This is a genomic window from Bacillus sp. Je.9.29.b (assembly GCF_051129925.1).
In the GTDB taxonomy this organism is placed as follows: domain Bacteria; phylum Bacillota; class Bacilli; order Bacillales; family Bacillaceae; genus Bacillus; species Bacillus safensis.
Window position 1 is genome coordinate 129581 of the sequence record NZ_JBCPSO010000005.1, and the last position, 21368, is coordinate 150948.

The window sequence follows — 21368 nt, forward strand, 5'->3', positions numbered from 1 at the left end:
ACCATCCCCCTTTGTTGTTTAGCGTGCTTTGAAGGCGTCCTCGATGATCCCTAGTCCTTCGTGAAGCAGCTCATCTGTGATGACAAGTGGTGTTAAGAAGCGAATGATATTCCCATTAATCCCTGCCGTTAATAAGAGCAGTCCGTGCTCGTTTGCATATGCTGCAATCGCTGCGGCTGTTTTTTTATCTGGTGTACGCGTTGTTTGATCTTCCACAATTTCAATCGCCGCCATTGCCCCTAACCGGCGGACTTCCCCAATGAATGGATACGCCTTTCTCCATTCATTTGCTTTGTCCTCAATGACTTGTCCAATGTGCTCAGATCGTTGATTCAGTTGTTCTGTTTCAATGATATCAAGAACAGCCAGTGCTGCCACACAGCCTAACGGACTTCCTGCATATGTACCCCCGAGCTCCCCTGGATCTGCCGCATCAAGCAGTTCTTTTCTGCCAACGACACCGCTGAGCGGTAAGCCAGCTGCAAGAGATTTTGACACAGTGATTAAGTCCGGCACCACATCAAAGTGTTCAATCGCAAAGTATTTCCCTGTTCTCGCAAAACCGGTTTGAATTTCATCTGCAACAAAGACAATCCCATGCTGCTGACAGAAGGAAGCGACATGCTGAACGAAACGCTTCGATGGCACAATGAACCCGCCCTCCCCTTGGACTGGTTCCATGACCACACAAGCAACGGTTTCTGGTGCAACGGCTGCGACGAAGAATTGATTGAATTGATCAATGATGTACTCGTCGTAAGCAGCATCGCTTAATCCTTCAGGTTTTTGATAGTAATAAGGGTACGGTGCTTGGTACACCTCAGATGCGAATGGCCCGAACCCAAATTTATATGGCTTGACCTTGCTTGTCATGCTCATTGTCATATTCGTTCTGCCGTGAAAACCTCTTGTAAACGACACAACGGCCTGTCTTTTCGTATATTTACGTGCAATTTTCACCGCATTTTCAACAGCTTCTGCACCTGAATTAAGAAAAATGGCTTTCTTATCATGATCCCCTGGTGTGAGATGGCACAGCTTCTCTGCCAATTCGATATACGATTCGTACATCATCACGTTGAATCCTGGGTGAATCAGGCTATCTGCCTGTGCTTTGACCGCTTCCACGACCTTTGGATGTGAATGTCCTACGTTTAATGTGCCAATGGCGCCTGCAAAATCGATAAATCGTTTCCCATCAATATCGAACAGCTCGGCTCCTTTCCCCTTCGCTGCAAGATGACGGTTGCCATTACTCACGCCTCTTGCGACGTATTGATTTCTTTTCCCCTGCCATTCTTCGGTTGAAAAACGGTTTGTTGTCGTTTGACTCATTGTCATCCATCCCCTTTATATCCTTTTTTATTATTCTGAATATTTTTTGGTATGATAGAAAGTACCAATATCATTTTTTTCATGGTACCAGAGAGGATGGAATGGTGAGATGCTGACAATTCAACTAGATCAAACAGGGCAAAACGGATATATTTATCATCAAATTTATATGAAAATTAAAGAAGAAATCTTAAATCGCAACCTGCAGCCGCATGATCAATTACCATCTAAACGAGAGTTAGCCGATACATTAAACGTCAGCGTTAATTCAGTGAATGGCGCCTATCAGCAGCTGCTTGCTGAGGGATATTTATATTCGGTTGAACGCAAAGGATTTTTCGTGGAATCACTAGAAACATTTCATGAATCTGGTCAGCTGAAACCCTCTTCTCTTCCTGTAGATTTAAAGGAAGAACCGATTGCACGAGACGACTGGTATTCCTTTTCACATATCTCCGTCGATACAGCGAACTTTCCATTTAAAAGCTGGCTGAAAAGTGAACAAAAGGCGATCCATCTCCACCAAGAAGCCTTTGGTGAGCTTCCGCATCCACAAGGTGTGTATGAACTCCGGGAAACGATTGCCCGGCTGATCGGACTTGCACGAGGGGTCAAATGCTATCCGGAACAGCTCATTTTAAGTGCAGGCACACAGTCACTGATTCATTCGTTATCAAGCATTCTTCCGGCCGATCAAATATATGGGTTAGAAAACCCTGGCTACCGCCGGCTCTATCAAATGCTGAAAAACAATCATCACCAAATTGAAACGATTGGCATTGACCAAAAAGGTGTGCGGATGAGCGACATTCATAAGAAACAGCCAAATGTGTTGATCATTACCCCTTCACATCAATTTCCAACAGGGGTGATTATGCCGATTTCCCGGCGTATTCAACTGTTAAACTGGGCAGCTGATCAGCCAGACCGTTATATCATTGAGGATGATTATGACAGTGAATTTAAATATGGCACAGACAGCATTCCGGCGCTTCAAAGTCTTGACCGATATGACAAAGTCATTTATATGGGCACCTTTTCAAAATCATTGCTGCCAGGCTTGCGGCTAAGCTATATGGTGCTGCCTCAGCATTTATTGAGACGCTATAAGGAGGAACAGCATTTTTTCATTCAAACAGCTAATCTTTTTACACAATACACCCTTCTTCATTTTATAAAAGATGGGGCGTATCAACGGCATATTAAAAGAATGAATGGCTTATATGAGGAAAAACGGAAGCAGCTCATTGAAGAGCTCAATACGATTTTTGCTGACAATGTGCGGATTATTGGAGAAAATGCCGGTCTTCATTTTATTGCAGAGTTCCGCTCAAATCGAACGCAGCATGAGATTTTACAGCGAGCGAAAGAAAGAAGGCTGAAAATGTACGGAATGGATCGTTTTACCCTTGATGAGCAATTGCCGGGGCATCAGCCAGGCTTTGTTCCGCTCGTCCTCGGCTTCTCACATATGAAGCAAGAGGATATTCAGCCGGCAGTGAAACGGCTGTATGACGCCATTTTGGGGAAATAAAACAGCCAGCTGCTCTTCACAGACAGCTGGCTTACCACCGCTTTTTATCTACTCTTAAAATAGATGACACAAGCCCAGGAAAAGCGGTCTCGATGTCTTCTTTTCTTAAAGAATAGTAACGGTGCTTCCCGTCAATTCTCACTTTCACGACGCCTGCCTCCCTCAGCACTTTAAAGTGATGGGAAAGCGTGGATTTGGCAATATTCATCTCATACGTGCCGCATGTCCTCTCCCCCGCTTCCGCTAAGCAGCGGACAATTTCTAACCGGATTGGATCAGCCAATGCGTGCAGCACAGAAATCAGTCTCATATCTTCTTTGTTTGGATGGTTTGGATTCGTCATACGATAAATGTATCGTATTTTGTGCTTACATACAATCTCATTCACCTGGAGCTGACTAGTCAAGTAACGATATGACTTCACAAACGTCCGTCCATTATTCATGAGACTGTCTGAAGGAACCCATTTTGATCGCCGAACTTCACGGCAAAACAAAAATATATATACCGCACATGCGGAAGGATAAAATACTTGTCACAGACGGGTATTTTTTTAAGTTCATTTTCTTGTCATGGGTCATTGGTTTTGTTATCATAGCAAAAGTGACCACTCGGTTTCCATTGTGACCATATGGTTTTGCCGATTCGGAAGGGACTTATTGAAGATGAACGAAAAGCAAGAAGAGATTTTGCGGGTTTCAAAGAAATTATTTTCTCAAAAAGGCTATATGAGTGTCTCTATGCAGTCAATTGCCGATGCCTGCAAAATATCAAAAGCGTCTATTTATAAACTGTTTGATTCAAAGGAAGCTCTTCTATTAGAACTGATTAAATACAATCAGTGCAAAATGAGAGAGATTTCTCAGATCATTCATTCAGAAACGACGCTGTCCAAAAAGGAAAAATTCACAAAGAAGATCAAGCTTGAGCTTGAAGAGTTTAAAGAGAATCATAAATTTTTGAACATGCTGTCCTTTGAAGCTTTTTCTCAGCATTCGCCTATTGTCATTAAACACTTACGCGAGACACGCTCCATTATCATGCAGCGGCACAGAGACATTATTTTGAGCACATATGGTGAATCCGTCGCTCCTTATGTCTGGGATCTCGTGATTGTTCTCAATGGATTAATGAGAGAATTCATCTTAATGCTGGCGATTGAGCACAAGAACATCAAATTAGAAAATGCTGCCGAGATGATTATCGGTGTGATGGACCGTGTATCGAAAAAGCCTTGCTCAATTGAGCCTGTGTTAACAGATCAGCTCATGAACTCTTATTTATTTTCCTCACAGGACGGATATGATGAAGAAAAACTTGTCATCTCGTACTTAACGAAGATCAAACAAGAGCTTCACGCACTGTCAAACGGAGAAGAAAAGGACGATCTCCTCTCTGCGTATGAGCTGCTCAATCAAGAATTATCAAAGGATGAACCGAGAACCTTTTTAGTCAGCTCACTGCTCGATTATTTAGGCAAAAACAGCGTTTTATCACAAAACGTGTCACAGCTGAAAAACATCATTTTATAGATAAAGAAGGGATAACATGAATCAATCTACAACATCGTATAATCGATCTGTGATTGTTGGGATTTTCCTCGTTGGGGCATTCGTTGCGATTTTAAACCAAACGCTTCTCATTCCAGCGATCCCGCATATCATGGAAGATTTCAATATTGAGGTCAGCAAAGGACAGTGGCTTACAACAGCCTTTATGCTGACAAACGGGATTCTCATCCCTATTACGGCTTTCCTCATTGAGAAATTTTCAAGCCGTTCTTTAGTTTTAACGGCACTTAGCATCTTTACAGCCGGTACAATTCTTGCTTCATTTGCAACGAATTTCCCGGTGTTACTTGCAGCGCGTATCGTACAGGCAGCCGGCGCAGGGATTTTAATGCCGCTGATGCAAACGATCTTTTTAACCATTTTCCCTAAAGAAAAACGCGGGCAGGCAATGGGCATGGTCGGACTTGTCATCTCGTTCGCACCTGCGCTCGGGCCAACACTTGGCGGCTGGATTGTCGATTCCTTCAGCTGGAAGTTCTTGTTCTATATTGTTATGCCAATCGGTATCATTGATCTCATTCTTGCTTTCTTCTTAATGAAAAATGTGACGCAGCAAAGAGAGACACGTATTGATGTCTTATCTGTCATCTTGTCGTCCTTCGGTTTCGGCGGATTGCTTTACGGATTTTCTAGTGTCGGCACCTACGGCTGGACGAGTGCGACTGTCCTCATTTCGCTGATTGTCGGCGCCGTGAGCTTGTTCTTCTTTATCCTGCGCCAGTCGAACTTAACAAGACCGATGCTTGAGTTTGGCGTATTTAAATTTGCGATCTTTAGCTTAACAACCTTCCTCGGGATGCTTGTCTTTGCTTTATTAATTGGTACAGAGACGATTCTGCCGCTTTATACGCAGAATGTCAGAGGGCTGTCTGCACTTGATACAGGGCTTATCTTATTGCCAGGTGCTCTCTTCATGGGACTCCTGTCACCGATTATCGGACGGATTTTTGATAAAGTCGGCGGAAAAGGGCTGGCATTAGGCGGATTTACGATACTCACCGTTACCACCCTCCCATTTATGCTGCTCACCCTTGATTCATCGATCGCCCTCATTACGGTCGCCTACACGCTTCGGTTAATTGGGGTTGGGATGATCATGATGCCGCTGACAACCGCAGGTATTAACTCTTTACCGCCTCATTTGATCCCTCATGGGACAGCGATGAATAACACGATGAGACAAGTGGGAGGGTCTATTGGGACGGCCGTGCTTGTCTCCATCATGAGCAGCTCTGCTGCAAATGCAGAATTGGCCAATCCATTAAAATCGGCCGTTCATGGAATGAATACGTCATTCTTCATTTCTGGTCTGATTGCGGTCATTGGACTCGTCCTCTCCTTTTTCTTAAAGGAAAAAAAACGTGAGAATAAAGTAATGAAGCAGGAGCTATCTTCCTCCTCTTCTTCTTCATAAGAAAAAGAGCTCGGCATATGGCCGGCTCTTTTTTCATATACTCACACAATATTGTCCTCTCTATAAAAACATTTGTATTTATAGTGAAGAAAAACCTTGATAATTTAAGGAAAAGAGTTGATAATAGGAACTATTCAATTTGTGAGAAAATTTTTACTATAGGAGATGTATGCATTGAAGGTCGTTAAATTTGGTGGCAGTTCACTTGCCTCTGGCAAGCAGCTGCAAAAGGTATTTGACATTGTAACAGCAGATCCAGCTCGAAAAGCAGTCGTTGTTTCCGCACCAGGAAAACGGCATTCAACGGATACAAAGGTCACCGATCTATTAATTAGCTGCGGTGAACAATATTTACGTTTAGGCGAAGCACATGATTTAAAGGAAGCAGTCATTGAGAGGTATGCCTCAATAGCGGATGAACTCGGATTAGGTCAAGCCATTATCGATACCATCAGGCAAGATCTAGACACATTATTACAGGCTGATTCATCCCGCCCTGAGTGCTATCTTGATGCCATTAAAGCAAGCGGTGAAGACAATAACGCTAAGCTCATTGCCGCCTATTTCCGCCACCAAGGTGTGGAAGCTCATTATGTGAATCCAAAGGAAGCTGGTTTGTTTGTGAGCGATGAGCCTGGCCAAGCGCAAGTTCTGCCGGAGTCTTATGATCATTTGTACAAATTAAGAGAGCGCTCTGGCATTATTATATTCCCTGGCTTTTTTGGCTTTAGTCTCGCGGGAGACATCGTCACCTTTTCGCGAAGCGGCTCCGATATTACCGGCTCCATTTTGGCGAACGGTTTGAAGGCAGATGTATATGAAAACTTTACAGATGTCGATGCTGTCTATGCCGTCAATCCAACGATCGTTCATGAACCAAAAGAGATTACAGAGCTGACATACCGGGAAATGCGCGAGCTGTCCTATGCTGGTTTTTCTGTGTTCCATGATGAAGCACTTATTCCTGCCTTCCGTGCAGGCATTCCGGTTCAGATTAAAAACACCAACAACCCGTCGGCAAAAGGGACAAAAATCGTAAATCAGCGGGACCATACAAATGGACCTGTTGTTGGAATCGCCTCAGACAATGGATTTTGCAGTATTTACATTAGTAAATATTTGATGAACAGAGAAGTCGGTTTTGGACGAAAGGTGCTGCAAACACTAGAAGAGTATGGGCTTACGTATGAGCATGTTCCTTCTGGCATTGATGATATGACCATTATTTTACGGCAGGATCAGCTGGAGGAGCAGCATATTGAAGAGGAGCTGCTAGACCGCTTGAAGCTCGTGCTTGATGCAGATGAGGTCATTTTAGAGCGAAATCTTTCGCTGATTATGGTTGTAGGAGAAGCGATGCGTCATAATGTTGGTACAACAGCAAGAGCGGCAAAGGCGCTGTCAAAAGCGAAGGTCAATATTGAAATGATCAATCAAGGCTCTTCAGAGGTCAGCATGATGTTTGGCGTCAAAGCGGCTCAAGAAAAAGAAGCTGTTCAAGCCTTGTATGAGGAATTTTTCTCTATGTCTACTGTCCCTGTCTCTCTTTAATCAGAAGGCTGCCAGATCTTTGGATCGGCAGTCTTTTTTCATCTCGACGATCAGAGTGTTTTTGCGCATTAAAGTGTATCTATTTCTTGTTTGATTTTGTATGATAGAGACAAATCAACTATCCGTTCCGGCCTATGATCGGAGCTACAAGGAGTCCTAAAACAATGCCTCTTCAACAACTATTAAAACAGTTTCGCAATTTTCATGATGCTTCTACTAGTATTTTAAACATGATGAGTCAATTCATTGATGTGAATACACTGTTTATTGCTAAAAATGATCAAAACACCAATCAAATTGTAAAGGTGCTAAATCATGACGAGCAGCTTCTTGAAGAAGGAGAAGAACTTCCTTACGAAAAGACATTTTGCAAGCTTGTGGTCGATCATCGGGATACACTTGTGATTCCTGACATTTCGAAGGATGACCGTTTTAAATACTTAGAGGTTACGAAAAATCTTCAAGGCGGCTCGTTTATTGGAGTTCCCATTAATTTCACAGATGGGACGAACTACGGAACGATTTGCGGACTTGATTTGAGGCCGAAGCAGTTCACAGAAGAGCATGTATATATGTTTGAAACGATGGCTTCATTATTAAGCTATGTCCTCGAACTAGACCGTGCCAACCGGCAAATTCGGCAATTGTCTGTACCGATCGTACCAGTTGTTGACGGTGTCGCTGTGCTTCCTCTGCTTGGTGACATCGAAGAGACACGTGCTCAGCATATTTTGGAAACCATTTTACAGGAAAGCTACAGGCTGTCGCTCTCTCATTTGGTCATTGATGTATCGGGAACAAAAAGCCTGAATGAACAAAGCATTCAATATTTGGTCAGCTACGCACAAACGCTGAGACTTTTAGGGATTTCGGCAGTTTTAACAGGTATTAAGCAAGACCTTGCTTTAAGTGCGATTCATTCCAATATATCGTTTAAAGACATCACTATCCGGAAAGACTTGCCGCAGGCACTTGCTCATATTGGGTTGACGTTTACCAAAAATGAATAAGTGGTGATTCACCAAAAAGGGCTAAAATGAACTTCATTTTAGCCCTTTTCTTCTGGAAACGGCAGTCGTATGGTAAATGTCGTTCCATTGTTTTTTTCACTTTTCATATCAATATGCCCTTCATGCAGGTCCACAAGCTGCTTCACGATAGACAAGCCCAATCCGTATTCTCCATACGGTGTATTCGTTCTTGAGATATCCGCTTTATAAAAACGTTCCCATATGTGTTTGACTTCGTCTGGCGCAATGCCAATTCCTGTGTCTTCCACTTCGATGATCGTCTCTTGATTTTCTTGTTTTCCTCTTAAGTAAATACGGCCGTCTTCTGTGAATTGAATGGCGTTCTTTGTAATATTGACAAGTATTTGAATAAGCCTGTCATAATCTGCATAAACCTTTAGCTCGGGATCAACGTCCACGATCAGCTGATTGTTTTTCTCTTCGGCGATTCGGCTCAGCTGCTCTTTCATCACTTCAAATGTGTCAATGAGTGGATAATGAAATTTCTGAAGGGTAATTTGATTCGATCTAATTTTCTCATAATCCATATTTTCATTGACGAGGCGCAGCATACGTTTTGTCTCGTCAGTGATTAAGGCATAGCATTTCTCTTTCTCTTCTGCTGACACATCCGCAGTGTTCAGCCATTCCACCAGTCCTCGAATGGTGGTCAGCGGTGTTTTCAATTCGTGAGACACATCTGCGATGAATTGGCGTCTGCGCTTTTCGAGCCGATCAATTTCCTCTCTTGATTGCTGAAGACGCTTGGCCATCATATTAAAATCCTCACCAAGTGTGCCAATTTCATCAAGGTGTTTGTTTTCAAGCTTGATGTTGTAATCACCTTGCGCAATCTTTTCAGTCGCCTCTCTCAGCTTTTTGATACGGTTCACATGAAATTTAGACAGGAACAGGCTGAGAATAAAGGTGATCGTCAGCGCCACAAATACGATGATATACAGATAACGATTCATTTGGGCGATGAGCTGTTCAGCGCCTTGAATCGGGGCAATAAGGACAACTCCGCCCTTTAGCTTTCCATCCTCCATGACAGGGAGCGCCACAAGTGATGCCTCTTGATCAAGGCGGCGTGAATCACTTCGCTTCACAATGATTTGCTCTCCTTTTGAGAGTTTGGCCCATAAATCCTTTGTCAATAATACTTCATGCGGCGGCATCACTTGCTGCTGAGACAGAATATCTCCTTTTTCATCAAACACGAAAAAACGAATTTGCCTCGTCGAAAGAATATCTTCAAATGGCCGCAGACGAAAGGTCATCTCGCTTTTAGGGAGTCGTTTATAATCTTGCAAGATTTCATTCCCATAGGAGCTCATTTCATTCACTCTGTTTTGATAGGCAATATCTTTCACAAAATGAGATAAAAGGGTGCTGATAATGACAATGGCGATGAGCAATAACCCAAGGTGGCTGATCAGCAGCTGATAAAAATATTTAATCTTCATCGAACTTATACCCTACGCCCCATACTGTATACAAGAAGGGCTTAGGCCCGTCCCCAATTTTTTGGCGCAGCCGTTTAATATGAACATCTACCGTTCGTTCATCTCCATAAAATTGGTATCCCCAAATTTGCTCAAGCAATTGTTCTCGTGAAAATACTTGCCGAGGATGCTGAATAAAAAAGCACAGCAGATCGTATTCTTTCGGTGTGAGGTTCTCTATTCGCTCTCCATCCAGGAAAACTTCCCTCGTTTTCTTATCCAACTGAAAATGTGCTGTCTCCAGCCGTTCGCCCTCATTCACCTTTTCTTGAGTCTTTGTATGAGCAAAGCGTCGTTTCACCGCTTTAATTCTTGCCATCAAGGTTAGTGGACTAAAGGGCTTGGTCACATAATCATCTGCCCCAAGATCAAAACCAAGTACCTGATCAGATTCGGTTTCCTTGGCTGTCAGCATGATAATCGGAATGTCACTGATCTGGCGCACCTTTTGACAAATGGTCAGACCATCCATCGAAGGAAGCATGACATCTAAAATGAGTAGATCCCAATTCTCCTCTTGCTTAAAATGATTCAATCCTTCTAATCCATCATGAACGAATTCCGCTTGAAATCCCTCTCGTTGAAAAAACATTTCCGTCATTGTACAAACGCTCTGATTATCTTCAATCATTAATATTTTCATGATCAGCCTCCGCTGCTACCATTGTTTTTCTTTATTTTACATGTTCCCTTTCAAATCTCAATTGGATTCCACTGTTTTTATGAACTTATCATCGTTTGGTCATCTTTTATTCATACTTTTTGAAAGAACTAATACTGCGGTGAATCACATGAGGTTTTTTATATGATGGCATTGCAGAAGATGGTAAGATGTTAGTTGAAGATATGATTCAACATGACGTGACAAAATATCAAGAGAAGGACAGTGTCATTTATGGTTTTTAAACTCATGTGTCACGCATCCTGACAGTTAAAAGATGGATTAAAAAAGCTCATCTTTTGGGGTCAGTCCCCTATCGATGAGCTTTTTTATCATGCCAGCAACTTCAAATAAGCAGTGTCGTTTTCCTCTTCAACCGCCTGTAAAATCTGCTGTGCCTGTGATGCGCTTGTGACGCTGCTTAACTTTTGTATGATGTCTTCTTTCGATAACGCACAGCCTGGTGCTCCCTGCGGAATATCAACCCGCTTGCTAATGGTGGTGCCGTCAGATAAGGTGAGTTTCACAATCGTAAAGCGTCCTTTTGGAACAGCATCGGGATGGGGTTCTGTCGTTTGATCATATCCTCTGCTTACCCGCTTCATCCATGTCCGCATGTCTGATGGAATGGTTTTTTTCGTAAAGGCATCCAGCGTAAGCGTCTGTCCAAACACTGCAAGTGCGATGACGTATTCGACACTGAATCGTCCTTCTTCCCCGGTTAAAGGTGTCCGCTCAATAAGCGCTGCATCTCCGCCTGGCGGGAATATGACATCGACCTGTTTTACCTGCTCCGGCAAGAAAGACCGCTCTTTCATTAAGGATTGGATCGCATCTGCTGCATGGTGGGCTGCTGAGCAAAATGGATATACTTTGAACCACAGCCCCGGCGAAACGATACGCCATGTAGAACCATAGCCCTCTAGCAAACGGCTTTTCGCAAGTTCCAGATCTCCATAGAGTGAAAAGAAACCAAGCGCGCCATCAAGAACCGAATCATTCCCGCCAAAACCTGAACAAGCTAAATCCATAGACCAAACGGCTGTTTTAGCAGCTAAGCCGGCTTGTAATGGTTTCATATCAGAGCCAAATTGCTTTCGCATTCCGGCTGATTGCGCTCCGGCAAAGCCGATTGCTTTCGTCAGTTCTTCCTGCGAGACTTGTTTCAAATAGCCAATCGCACACACTGCCGCAATGGCTCCGAGTGTTCCTGTATTATGCCAGCCCCGCTCATAATGCGCCTTGCCGATGGATTCGCCAAGTCTTGCCATCACTTCAACACCTGTGATGTAGGCAGCTAAAAACCGCTCGCCATACCCTTTGCCGTCTGTCAGCTGTGATAGCAGCGCTGGAATGATGACCGCGCTCGGATGTCCTCTCACATCTGAGTGCACATCATCATAATCCAGGGCATGGATGAGGTAGCCGTTCAGCATGGCTGCAGATTGGCGGCTCACCTTCTTTCCTTGTCCAATGACAGGAATCTGAGCGGCTCCGCCTTCCTGTTCAACAAGCTGCATCAGCTTCTGAATCCCTTCATCCTCTTTCGCAGCAAACGCTGATGCCGCAGCGTCTAACAGGCCATTGCTAGCCATTTGAATGGCCCGCTCATCTAGCAGTGGATCAGCAGAAAGCACTGCTTCTGCCAGATGTTTTGTTAATTCCATGATCGAGACTCCAATGCCCGAACGGCAAGCTCAGCAAAGAAGGCAGCGGCAGCTGGAAGTGCGTCTTCATTTAATGTAAACGCAGGGTGATGCCACTCCTTTGTACCACTAGTCCCCATCCATACAAAAAAGCCTGGAATGCGTTCTTGATAAAGGGCAAAATCTTCTCCGCCCGGTGACTGCTCTGCCTGCACGACATGTAAGTCAAGCGAGCCAGCCGTTTCTTCTACCACCTTTGTCAGACGCTCATCATTCATGACAGAAGGCAAATAAGGATGCCATCTCACTTCAGCCTCTGCTCCAAATCCTTCAGCAATCCCGCTGACGATTTGTTTCATAAGCTCTGGAATCATCGCTCTTACTTCAGGCTCAAACGTCCGAACGGTTCCTTCCATCTCAACACGGTCGGGAATCACATTCCATGATGTACCGCCTTGGATGCGTGTGATACTGACAACTGCATGATGCAAGGAGCTGATGCGGCGGCTGACGATTTGCTGAAGGGCGCTTGTGATCTGCCCGCTGATGGCAATCGGGTCTACCGTGTGATTTGGAATACCGGCGTGGCCACCCGTTCCTTTAATATCGATTTCAAAACGGTCCACACTCGCCATCAATGCTTTTTCTCTAATGCCAATCGTGCCAACTGGCAGGTCAGGCTTGTTGTGCATACCGAAAATCGCATCGACTCCATCTAAAACGCCTGCCTCTATGACGTGTTTCGCCCCTTGAGCAACTTCCTCAGCCGGCTGGAACAAAATACGGACCGTTCCTTTGATCTCATGTTTCCGCTCCTTTAATAAAAGAGCCGCACCAAAAATAGAAGCTGTATGGAAATCGTGACCGCACGCATGCATTTTACCCGGTACCTTCGAAGAAAATGGTTCGCCAGATGCCTCTTCAATCGGAAGTGCATCAATATCGGCTCTCAAAGCAATTGTCGGCCCCTTTTGTTCTCCTTTGATTTCACAGACAACGCCTGTTTGAAGGGCTGGGATATCAAGTACAGTGATCCCTTCCTCTTCTAACCAGTGGCGCAGTTTCTTTGTCGTTTCAAATTCTTCAAACGCCAGCTCTGGATGCTCATGAAGCGCTCGGCGAATGTTGATCAAACGTTTGTTTAAAGCTTCATTTCCTATTGATTTCACTAGACACTCACCCCTCTAAAGAATAAAAAGCAGCTTATGCTTCTTCAGCCGCTGCTTCTTTTTGGATAAATCGTTTCGTCCGTTCATTCTTCGTTTCATCAAATAGCTCAGTTGGCGTCCCCTGCTCGATAATATGACCATCCGCCATGAAAATCACATGGTCTGCCACTTCTCTTGCAAACGCCATTTCATGTGTGACGATGATCATCGTTGTTTCTTGAATCGCAATGGATTTAATGACTTGAAGCACACCTGAGACAAGCTCTGGATCAAGCGCTGACGTTGGTTCATCCAGTAAAATCGCATGTGGATCAACCGCTAACGCGCGGGCAATCCCAATCCGCTGCTGCTGTCCACCAGATAACGTGACTGGATAGCTGTCAGCCTTTTGCTCTAACCCTACCTGCTTCAGCAGTTTCATACCGATTTCATTCGCCTGCTGCTTCGTCATTTTTTTCGTCACAAGCAGTGATTCTGTTATGTTTTGCAGTGCTGTCTTGTTTTTAAATAAATTATAGTTTTGAAACACCATGGCCGTTTGTTGACGCAGGTGATGGGCTTCTTTACGTGAATATTTGGACGCATCGAGCCTCGCATCGCCAATTTCAATTGTCCCTTCATCAGGTGTTTCTAATAAATTTAAACAGCGCAGCAAGGTGGATTTACCGGAGCCAGAAGGTCCGATAATGGCCACAACCTGCCCTTTTTTCACGTCGAGATTGATTCCGTCTAAGACGACAAGATCGCCGAATGATTTCTTCAAATTGGTGAGCTTGATCATGTCCACACCTCCTTAATTCCGGTAAGGTTTGCTGATTTTTCGTTCAAATAGGTCTTGCAGGAAGCTATAAATAATCGTCATCACCCAATACACGATCCCTACGGCTAAATAGGTTTCAAAGTATTTATAGTTCGCCGATGCAATCATCTTCCCTTGTGCAAACATTTCTGCCACACCAATCGTAAAGGCAAGAGATGTTTCTTTTAAAAGACCGATAAAGGTATTCCCCGTCGCTGGAATTGCATTTCTAATGGCCTGCGGGAAAATAATTCTGATGTAAGACTGCCATCTTGTCATGCCAACAGATAAGCATGCCTCAAGCTGCCCTTCATCAACTGAGTTCAGAGCCGCTCTGAAAATTTCTGCTAAGTATGCTGAGTTTTTAATACTTAATCCGATAATGACCGCTGTTAAAGCATCCATTGAGGTCATCGCAGGGAATAGCTGCGGGAGACCAAAATAAATGAGAAAGAGCTGAACCAAGGTTGGAACCGCTCTGAAGAAAGAAATATACAGCTTGGCAAATTGGTATAAAACAGGTATCCGGTTTTTCGTAATGAGAGCGAATACCACACCAATGATAATGGCAAATACCATGGAGACAATCGCCATGAAGATCGTTATCGGCAAGTATTGAAGCAATGTCGGAAACACCGTCACCATATACTGCCAATCAATTTTGTTCATGTCTGCTCTTCACCGCCGCTGTCGTTATTTTTTAATTGGCACTGTCACATCGTCTTTGAAATATTTCTCAGACAATTTCTTAAGTGTCCCGTCTTCTCTCAATTCTTTGATGGCTTTGTTAAATTCTTCTCTTAGTTTGTCATGCTTTTTATCTTTCGCAAATGGGTAGCCTACTTCTTCATATACAATTGGGTTGCCTACGATTTTCAGCGGCAGACCTGTTTTTTCAATTTGAGCAAGTAATACACTGCGTCCGTTGACATATGCATCTACGCGGCCATTTGCCACTTCATTTAATACGCCGTCTTGCGTTTCATATGTTTTAATCTTAATTTTCTTGTCAGGGTCTTTGCTCTCTAAGTTTTTAGCATGGTTAGAGCCAAGAACCGCCGCCACTGTTTTTCCTTTTAAATCGTCAAGACCTTTGATGTCGTTGTTGTCTTTTTTCACGATGATTTGTGTTCCTGCGTAAGCGTACGTATCTGTAAAGTTAAATGTTTGTTTACGCTCGTCTGTGATGGCGACTTGGTTTGACACTGTATCGAGCTTACCAGACGTTAGCTGTCCCATCAGTCCGCTGAATTCACTCAGCTGCCAGTCTAGTTTGTAGCCAAGCTTTTTCGCAATAGCTTCTGTTACTTCAACATCGAATCCTACAAGCTTGCCATTGTCTTTATAAGCAAACGGATAGCTTTGTCCTGTAGCGCCTACTTTTAACACTTTTTCGTCTTTGCCTTCACTCTGATTGTTGCCGCCGCAAGCTGCTAAAACTGCCAGCATTGCTGCAAATAGAACGACTAGCCACTTTTTGTTTTTCATGTTTGTAAACCCTTCTTCCTCTTATGGTTGTGTGATATCTGATCTTAATTGTTTTTTGAAATAAACCGTGATATGACCTTTGCCTAAATCTTTTTCACCTGCTCTGACATAGCCTTTACGCTCATACATCTCTATCAGCCATGGATGCTTATCAGCTGTACCGAGCGACACGTACGGCACCTTCAGTGTATCCCTTAGCACTTCAGTTTCCACCCATTCCAGCAAGGCTGAGCCTGTGCCTTTTTTGGCGGCTGGTTCTGAGGCAAACCACCAGATATGAGGGACGCCGAACGGTCCTGGCTGCTCTCCCCAAGGCATACGGAGTGATAAGGTGGATAGAAGCTCTCCGTTTTCTTCCATCACATAGCAAAGATTCTTTTGTACATTATTCTGAACGAGAGCGAAATCAGCATGTGCTGCTTGAAACTGGATGCCGAGCTCACGAATTGGCTCGTAGGCTCTTGTTGTCAGTTCAAGCAGCGCCTCTATATCTGCCTCTGTTGCCAGACGAAACGTGTATCCCAACGTTAGTCACCTCACCCTTATGTCGTGTAGCGATTTTTTGGCTCTGTTAATCCGAGATTTTCTCGCAAGGTTTGTCCTGTGTAATCGGTTTTGAATAAGCCTCGTTCCTGAAGGATTGGGACGACGCGGTCTACGAACACATCCAGCCCTTCTGGCAAGAGCGGCGGCATGACATTAAAGCCGTCTGCTGCTTCTTCACGAAGCCATGTTTCCATCACATCTGCCAGCTGCTGCGGCGTTCCAATGAAAATATTATGACCGCGTGAGCCGGCAACCGATTGATAGAGCTGGCGAATGGTCAGGTTATCCTTTCTCGCCATATTCATCACGAGATCAAAACGGCTTTTCACCGCATTTGTTGTGCTTGGATCAATCTCTGGAAGCGGTCCGTCTAAAGGATACTGAGACAGATCAATTCCGCCTAAGTAATTTTGCAGAATGCTCAGTCCAATCTCAGGAACAATCAGCTCCTGTAATTCTTCATATTTCGCTTGGGCTTCTTCCTCTGTATCAGCAATGATCGGGAAGATACCCGGCATGATACTGACGTCCTCTCTAGCACGGCCAGCAGCCTCTACTTTCCCCTTCAAGCTTTGATAAAATTCCTTCGCTTTATCGAGATCGTTTTGTGCTGTGAAAATGAGCTCTGCTGTTTTTGCTGCAAGCTTTTGGCCATCTTCGGAAGATCCTGCTTGAATGATCACGGGCTGCCCTTGCGGCGTACGTGATACGTTGAGAGGCCCCCTGACTGAGAAGAACTCACCTTTGTGCTGGAGCTCATGAAGCTTACTAGATTCGAAGAATTCTCCTGTTTCCTTGTTTCGGACCAGAGCGTCTTCCTCCCAAGAATCCCAGAGACCTTTGACGACCTCGACGAACTCTTCTGCCCGCTCATATCGTTTATGGTGTGCTAAATGCTCTTCTCCGCTAAAATTTTTCGCTGTTTCTTCAATAGAAGATGTGACCACATTCCATGCCGCTCTTCCTCCTGATAAATGATCAAGGGAAGCAAACTGCCTTGCAATATGGAAAGGCTCACTGTATGTAGTGGAAGCTGTTGCTGCTAAACCAATGGTTGAGGTAGACTCAGCAATAGATGAAAGCAGCGTGAGCGGTTCAAATCTCGTTAATACGTTCGGATGAGAGGTTTGATTAATGGATAAACTGTCGGCTAAAAAGAGCAAATCCAGCTTTCCTTCCTCTGCCTTTTTCGCTAATTGTTTAAAATAATTTAGGTTCATGGCTGCATCTGGTACTGCATTCGGATGTCTCCAAGAGGCAACGTGATGTCCAGTTCCTGCGATGAATACGCCTAGCTTGAGCTTCCTTTTCGGCTGTGACACTTGTTCTTCATCCTTTCTATATCCTAAATGTATCAAACCGAAGTCCTTAGAAGATACATTTTTCTGATTGAATTAATCGGTTTTATTAATAAAAAAAAGGGCAAATGTTGCGAAAAATGAAAAATAATTATTACTATATGCCCTTTTTACAGGATTGTCAACCGCCTTCTGAACCTCCAAAATAAGGGATTTCAAACGCTCATGACGGTGTATCAATCTCAATATTTCCGATGAGCCGGTCTGTGGTATGTGTCACCAATTGACTACGCTCCAGCATGTTGTGAGCGATCACAGAATGAGTGGAATTTGCGGTGCGGACGGCAATCGCTTTTTGAGGAGATCTATTGATGATGTTATTACGCAGCACACGGGCTGAGGCAGTCTGGTCAATAAAGATCGCCGTCGGCTGTCCGATCGATCGATTTAAATAGAAGCGGTTATCTCCAATTTGTGGTGAACCATTTTTAATATACATCACGACATATAAGGATGTTTCTTCAAAGGAATTATCTTTAATTTCCAATGCCCCCGTCGTGCTGCTGTATACAGCGTAGTTTTGATAGTGCTTAAAGCGATTCTGCCAGATGAAAGCCTTTGCATTTCCAGTGACACTGATCGTATACGAAGAATCTAGCTCCGGGTGTCCTTCTTGAATAAAGTGGTTGCCGTTGATTCCTGCTTCCCCTTCCTGCACCCAGATTCCTCTGCTGAATTCTTTGAATTGATTGTGCTGGATGAGAATATTCGTTCCTCTCACCACGGCCGCATCGATAACAGAGTAGACCGTATTGTTTGAAAAAACGACACTATCCGATTGATAGATACGCAGCGAGGCGCTTCTTTTTCCGGTATTCGTTCCTGATTCAATATGGTTTCCTTCTATTAGAATACGATTCGCCATATAAACGGACACAGCCGCATCTTCAAAAAGACTAATCTTATTGCCTGTAATGTGAACGCTGTCTCCTCTCACATCAATTCCTTTTTCAAACCCCTCAATCATATTGCCAATAATCATCACATTGTTTTCCGTTTGGCCAAGTGAGACGCCTAAACTCGTAATCCCTGCTTTTGTAACACCTCCTCCTACTGCACGAATCAAATTGTTGGCAATGATCGTTTCGGTGGAGAAGCCATAGGAGATACTGCTATCTGTATGATTGCCTTCAATGATCACACCATAGCCGTTAAAGTTATAGATGGAGCTTGCTGCACCTCCTCTGACGATGTTGTTGCGAATCTGAATATTCAAAGGCTCCTCCATATTAACAGCATTTTCTCCATAGCCTTCAATATCAATGCCCATTCTTGGCTCGACCCCATTTACTCCTGCTCTTTCCAAGAGACAGTCCTCCACAATAACCCCATCACAGCCTGTAATCGAAATATTGTTGCGTCTCGAATCTGTGATGGTGCAGCCAGAAATATCAATAGATGCAGCAGGCGAGTATGGTTCACCCTCTGTCAACAAACCGTGGGGACTAACAATGATGCCGTCTCCCGTACAATTTTTTATTTGGACATGATTGACCTCTACATGGGAGGCACCTTCAATACATATCCCAAAGCCCCATTCATGGGTTCTTCGTTCAGCGGGGAGCGGCTTGTATACATGCTCATGACGATCCCCTTCAATACGCCCGCCTCGAATGGTCACATGCTCAACCTTTCCTATATAAAAAGCTGAATATCCCCATGAATCATTTGGTTTTACCTTTATTACAGCGTCTGACGCCATCTCAATACATATATGACTTGGCACCCGTATACCTGCACCTCGGAAAGGAAAAAATGGATCACCTCTGTACACCGCATCTATTAAATACGTGCCGCTCGGTAGCCAGACATGGGAATACCCTTGTGCTTTTGTCCACTCTAAACATTCATTGAGCTTGGCTGTGCAATCCGTTTTCCCGTCAGCAATTACACCAAAATCTAGTACATTGACAACAGGTTTTCTTAGATCAGCTTCATTCAATTCCCCCAACCTAAATCACTCCTTTTCACACATGTCCTCTCGTCATCCTATGCATGTGTAAAAGGTTTGCTTGTACATTGCTTCAAATTTTAAATAAATTCTTTCGGAATAACTTTCCGATAATTTTCACTTCAATGAATTTTTCATTTTTTTGAGTCTTTACGCCTATTGAACTAACATTTTCCTGTTTTAGAATAGTTTTATATTGACACAAGAACTATACAAGAATATCATTTTTCTCATATCTCTTTTTTTAAGAAAGGATCTATGCCATGTCTACAATTGATCACGATAAAATTGTTAAAAGTGTTCCTCAAAAAGGGTTTTTTGGACATCCTAAAGGACTTTACACACTGTTTTTCACTGAATTTTGGGAGCGTTTCTCCTATTATGGCATGCGTGCACTGCTTATTTATTATATGTACACAGAGGTGACAAAAGGCGGTCTAGGTTTTGACCAGACGACAGCCAATTCGATCATGTCCGTCTACGGTGCGCTTGTCTATATGTCAGGAGTTATTGGCGGATGGCTCGCCGACCGGGTATTTGGATCATCCAGTACGGTCTTTTATGGCGGAGTTTTCATTATGCTTGGCCACGTGATTTTGGCTTTGCCAAGCGGAGCAACAGCGCTCTTTATTAGTATGGGACTGATTATTATCGGGACAGGTCTACTCAAGCCAAACGTTTCAAACATTGTTGGTGACCTGTATACAAAAACAGACCCGCGCAGGGACTCTGGATTTAGTATTTTCTACATGGGGATCAACATGGGTGGCTTTATCTCCCCTTTAATTGTCGGAACACTCGGTCAAAAAGTGAATTTCCACCTCGGGTTCTCACTCGCTGCCGTTGGGATGCTTGTTGGACTTATTACATTTGTGGTCACAAAAAAACCGAACCTTGGTCTTGCCGGCACGTATGTGACCAATCCATTATCAGCTGCCGAACGTAAGAACTTCAAAATTTACGGTTCATTGGTTGTGATTTTGCTCGCGGTTTTTGCTGTCATTGGCATTCAAACAGGCGCCCTCACAATTAATCTATTCACTTGGTTTGTCAGTGCACTTGGTGTACTCATTCCGATTGTTTATTTCATTGTCATGTATTTCAGTAAAAAGACGAGCGCAGTGGAGCAATCCAGGGTTCTCGCTTATATTCCATTGTTCCTTGCTGCCGTGATGTTCTGGGCGATTCAAGAACAGGGCTCAAACATTTTAGCGACATATGCAGATCAACGAACAAACTTGAATTTCCTTGGGATGACACTAGCGTCTTCATGGTTCCAATCATTGAACCCAATCTTTATTGTGCTGCTGTCTCCAGTGTTTGCTTGGTTATGGGTCAGACTTGGGAAGAAACAGCCGTCTACCCCGATTAAATTCTCACTCGGCCTTCTGTTTGCAGGGTTATCCTTCATCATCATGATCATTCCTGCATACATGTCTGGTCCGAACACACTTGTGAGCCCATTATGGCTCGTTCTGAGCTTCTTCCTCGTCGTGATCGGAGAGCTCTGCTTATCACCAGTTGGACTGTCAGCGACAACAAAGCTGGCACCTGCTGCCTTCTCAGCGCAAACGATGAGCCTTTGGTTCCTTTCAAATGCGATGGCACAGGCGATCAATGCGCAAGTAGTCAAACTGTTTGATAAAGTGCCAGAAACCGTCTATTTCGGTATCATCGGATTCCTTGCCATCGTTTTATGCGGTGTGATGCTATTACTTACACCAGTGATTAAGAAAGCGATGAAAGGCGTTCATTAATAAAAAACTGGACATGAGTACCTCATGTCCAGTTTTTTACTTTATTGATGATCAGTCTTCATATAGAAATTTT

18 protein-coding genes are annotated in these 21368 nt (G+C 43.9%); 6 read left to right on the top strand and 12 right to left on the bottom strand.

Annotated elements, in window-relative coordinates; genetic code table 11:
* Positions 1-18 precede the first annotated feature (18 nt).
* Positions 19-1335, bottom strand: a complete 1317-nt coding sequence (gene gabT, locus AAZR19_RS11710; protein ID WP_434703236.1) for a 4-aminobutyrate--2-oxoglutarate transaminase — start codon at positions 1333-1335, stop codon at positions 19-21.
* A 109-nt stretch (positions 1336-1444) separates the two neighbouring features.
* On the opposite strand from gabT, the gene AAZR19_RS11715 reads away from it, so the two are divergent.
* Complete coding sequence (locus tag AAZR19_RS11715) at positions 1445-2869, top strand: PLP-dependent aminotransferase family protein (RefSeq protein ID WP_076840731.1); 1425 nt, start codon at positions 1445-1447, stop codon at positions 2867-2869.
* A gap of 31 nt (positions 2870-2900) precedes the next feature.
* On the opposite strand, the gene AAZR19_RS11720 is transcribed toward AAZR19_RS11715, so the two are convergent.
* Positions 2901-3212: an ArsR/SmtB family transcription factor gene (locus AAZR19_RS11720; protein WP_041106543.1), complete on the bottom strand. Its 312-nt coding sequence runs from the start codon at positions 3210-3212 to the stop codon at positions 2901-2903.
* A gap of 322 nt (positions 3213-3534) precedes the next feature.
* Here AAZR19_RS11720 and AAZR19_RS11725 point away from each other — a divergent pair, with 322 nt between their 5' ends.
* From AAZR19_RS11725 to AAZR19_RS11740, 4 genes are all read left to right on the top strand, one after another.
* Positions 3535-4401 carry a TetR/AcrR family transcriptional regulator gene (locus AAZR19_RS11725; protein ID WP_262090508.1) on the top strand — a complete coding sequence of 289 codons (867 nt, stop codon included), beginning with the start codon at positions 3535-3537 and terminating at the stop codon, positions 4399-4401.
* 16 nt (positions 4402-4417) lie between these two features.
* A complete protein-coding gene (locus tag AAZR19_RS11730) occupies positions 4418-5854 on the top strand; it encodes an MDR family MFS transporter (RefSeq protein WP_087975272.1) in 1437 nt (478 codons plus the stop codon).
* A 174-nt stretch (positions 5855-6028) separates the two neighbouring features.
* On the top strand, positions 6029-7405 hold the full coding sequence (locus AAZR19_RS11735; RefSeq protein ID WP_434703238.1) for an aspartate kinase: 1377 nt from the start codon (positions 6029-6031) through the stop codon (positions 7403-7405).
* A gap of 164 nt (positions 7406-7569) precedes the next feature.
* The gene (locus AAZR19_RS11740; protein WP_218676943.1) at positions 7570-8415 is read left to right on the top strand and encodes a GAF domain-containing protein; all 846 of its coding nucleotides are present in this window, start codon (positions 7570-7572) and stop codon (positions 8413-8415) included.
* A gap of 38 nt (positions 8416-8453) precedes the next feature.
* Here the strand turns inward: AAZR19_RS11740 and AAZR19_RS11745 are convergent, their stop codons facing one another.
* The 10 genes from AAZR19_RS11745 to AAZR19_RS11790 all read right to left on the bottom strand — a co-directional run bounded on the left by AAZR19_RS11745 (position 8454) and on the right by AAZR19_RS11790 (position 19538).
* Positions 8454-9881: a sensor histidine kinase gene (locus AAZR19_RS11745; RefSeq protein ID WP_218676944.1), complete on the bottom strand. Its 1428-nt coding sequence runs from the start codon at positions 9879-9881 to the stop codon at positions 8454-8456.
* Entirely contained in the window at positions 9871-10563 is a 693-nt protein-coding gene (locus tag AAZR19_RS11750; protein WP_434703241.1) for a winged helix-turn-helix domain-containing protein, read from the bottom strand. Before AAZR19_RS11750 ends, AAZR19_RS11745 begins: the two co-directional genes overlap by 11 nt.
* 350 nt (positions 10564-10913) lie before the next feature.
* Positions 10914-12248: an MmgE/PrpD family protein gene (locus AAZR19_RS11755; protein ID WP_163114325.1), complete on the bottom strand. Its 1335-nt coding sequence runs from the start codon at positions 12246-12248 to the stop codon at positions 10914-10916.
* On the bottom strand, positions 12239-13396 hold the full coding sequence (locus tag AAZR19_RS11760; protein WP_041106557.1) for an amidohydrolase: 1158 nt from the start codon (positions 13394-13396) through the stop codon (positions 12239-12241). Before AAZR19_RS11760 ends, AAZR19_RS11755 begins: the two co-directional genes overlap by 10 nt.
* Positions 13397-13430: 34 nt before the next feature.
* On the bottom strand, positions 13431-14177 hold the full coding sequence (locus tag AAZR19_RS11765) for an amino acid ABC transporter ATP-binding protein (RefSeq protein ID WP_025093644.1): 747 nt from the start codon (positions 14175-14177) through the stop codon (positions 13431-13433).
* 12 nt (positions 14178-14189) lie between these two features.
* Positions 14190-14864, bottom strand: a complete 675-nt coding sequence (locus AAZR19_RS11770) for an amino acid ABC transporter permease (protein ID WP_034283777.1) — start codon at positions 14862-14864, stop codon at positions 14190-14192.
* A 24-nt stretch (positions 14865-14888) separates the two neighbouring features.
* A complete protein-coding gene (locus tag AAZR19_RS11775) occupies positions 14889-15683 on the bottom strand; it encodes an amino acid ABC transporter substrate-binding protein (protein ID WP_024427304.1) in 795 nt (264 codons plus the stop codon).
* 21 nt (positions 15684-15704) lie between these two features.
* A complete protein-coding gene (locus tag AAZR19_RS11780) occupies positions 15705-16208 on the bottom strand; it encodes a GNAT family N-acetyltransferase (protein WP_024425523.1) in 504 nt (167 codons plus the stop codon).
* Positions 16209-16225: 17 nt separating this feature from the next.
* Entirely contained in the window at positions 16226-17551 is a 1326-nt protein-coding gene (locus AAZR19_RS11785; RefSeq protein WP_041106559.1) for an LLM class flavin-dependent oxidoreductase, read from the bottom strand.
* 199 nt (positions 17552-17750) lie between these two features.
* A complete protein-coding gene (locus AAZR19_RS11790; protein WP_163114335.1) occupies positions 17751-19538 on the bottom strand; it encodes a right-handed parallel beta-helix repeat-containing protein in 1788 nt (595 codons plus the stop codon).
* Positions 19539-19801: 263 nt separating this feature from the next.
* Here AAZR19_RS11790 and AAZR19_RS11795 point away from each other — a divergent pair, with 263 nt between their 5' ends.
* Positions 19802-21295: a peptide MFS transporter gene (locus tag AAZR19_RS11795; RefSeq protein ID WP_041106561.1), complete on the top strand. Its 1494-nt coding sequence runs from the start codon at positions 19802-19804 to the stop codon at positions 21293-21295.
* Positions 21296-21368: the final 73 nt, after the last annotated feature.

What these genes read in the sequence shown, in the direction of transcription:
- gabT (WP_434703236.1), bottom strand. Translation starts at nt 1,335, where the DNA reads ATGAGTCAAACGACAACAAACCGTTTTTCAACCGAAGAATGGCAGGGG.
- AAZR19_RS11715 (WP_076840731.1), top strand. Translation starts at nt 1,445, where the DNA reads ATGCTGACAATTCAACTAGATCAAACAGGGCAAAACGGATATATTTAT.
- AAZR19_RS11720 (WP_041106543.1), bottom strand. Translation starts at nt 3,212, where the DNA reads ATGACGAATCCAAACCATCCAAACAAAGAAGATATGAGACTGATTTCT.
- AAZR19_RS11725 (WP_262090508.1), top strand. Translation starts at nt 3,535, where the DNA reads ATGAACGAAAAGCAAGAAGAGATTTTGCGGGTTTCAAAGAAATTATTT.
- AAZR19_RS11730 (WP_087975272.1), top strand. Translation starts at nt 4,418, where the DNA reads ATGAATCAATCTACAACATCGTATAATCGATCTGTGATTGTTGGGATT.
- AAZR19_RS11740 (WP_218676943.1), top strand. Translation starts at nt 7,570, where the DNA reads ATGCCTCTTCAACAACTATTAAAACAGTTTCGCAATTTTCATGATGCT.
- AAZR19_RS11745 (WP_218676944.1), bottom strand. Translation starts at nt 9,881, where the DNA reads ATGAAGATTAAATATTTTTATCAGCTGCTGATCAGCCACCTTGGGTTA.
- AAZR19_RS11750 (WP_434703241.1), bottom strand. Translation starts at nt 10,563, where the DNA reads ATGAAAATATTAATGATTGAAGATAATCAGAGCGTTTGTACAATGACG.
- AAZR19_RS11755 (WP_163114325.1), bottom strand. Translation starts at nt 12,248, where the DNA reads ATGGAATTAACAAAACATCTGGCAGAAGCAGTGCTTTCTGCTGATCCA.
- AAZR19_RS11765 (WP_025093644.1), bottom strand. Translation starts at nt 14,177, where the DNA reads ATGATCAAGCTCACCAATTTGAAGAAATCATTCGGCGATCTTGTCGTC.
- AAZR19_RS11770 (WP_034283777.1), bottom strand. Translation starts at nt 14,864, where the DNA reads ATGAACAAAATTGATTGGCAGTATATGGTGACGGTGTTTCCGACATTG.
- AAZR19_RS11775 (WP_024427304.1), bottom strand. Translation starts at nt 15,683, where the DNA reads ATGAAAAACAAAAAGTGGCTAGTCGTTCTATTTGCAGCAATGCTGGCA.
- AAZR19_RS11795 (WP_041106561.1), top strand. Translation starts at nt 19,802, where the DNA reads ATGTCTACAATTGATCACGATAAAATTGTTAAAAGTGTTCCTCAAAAA.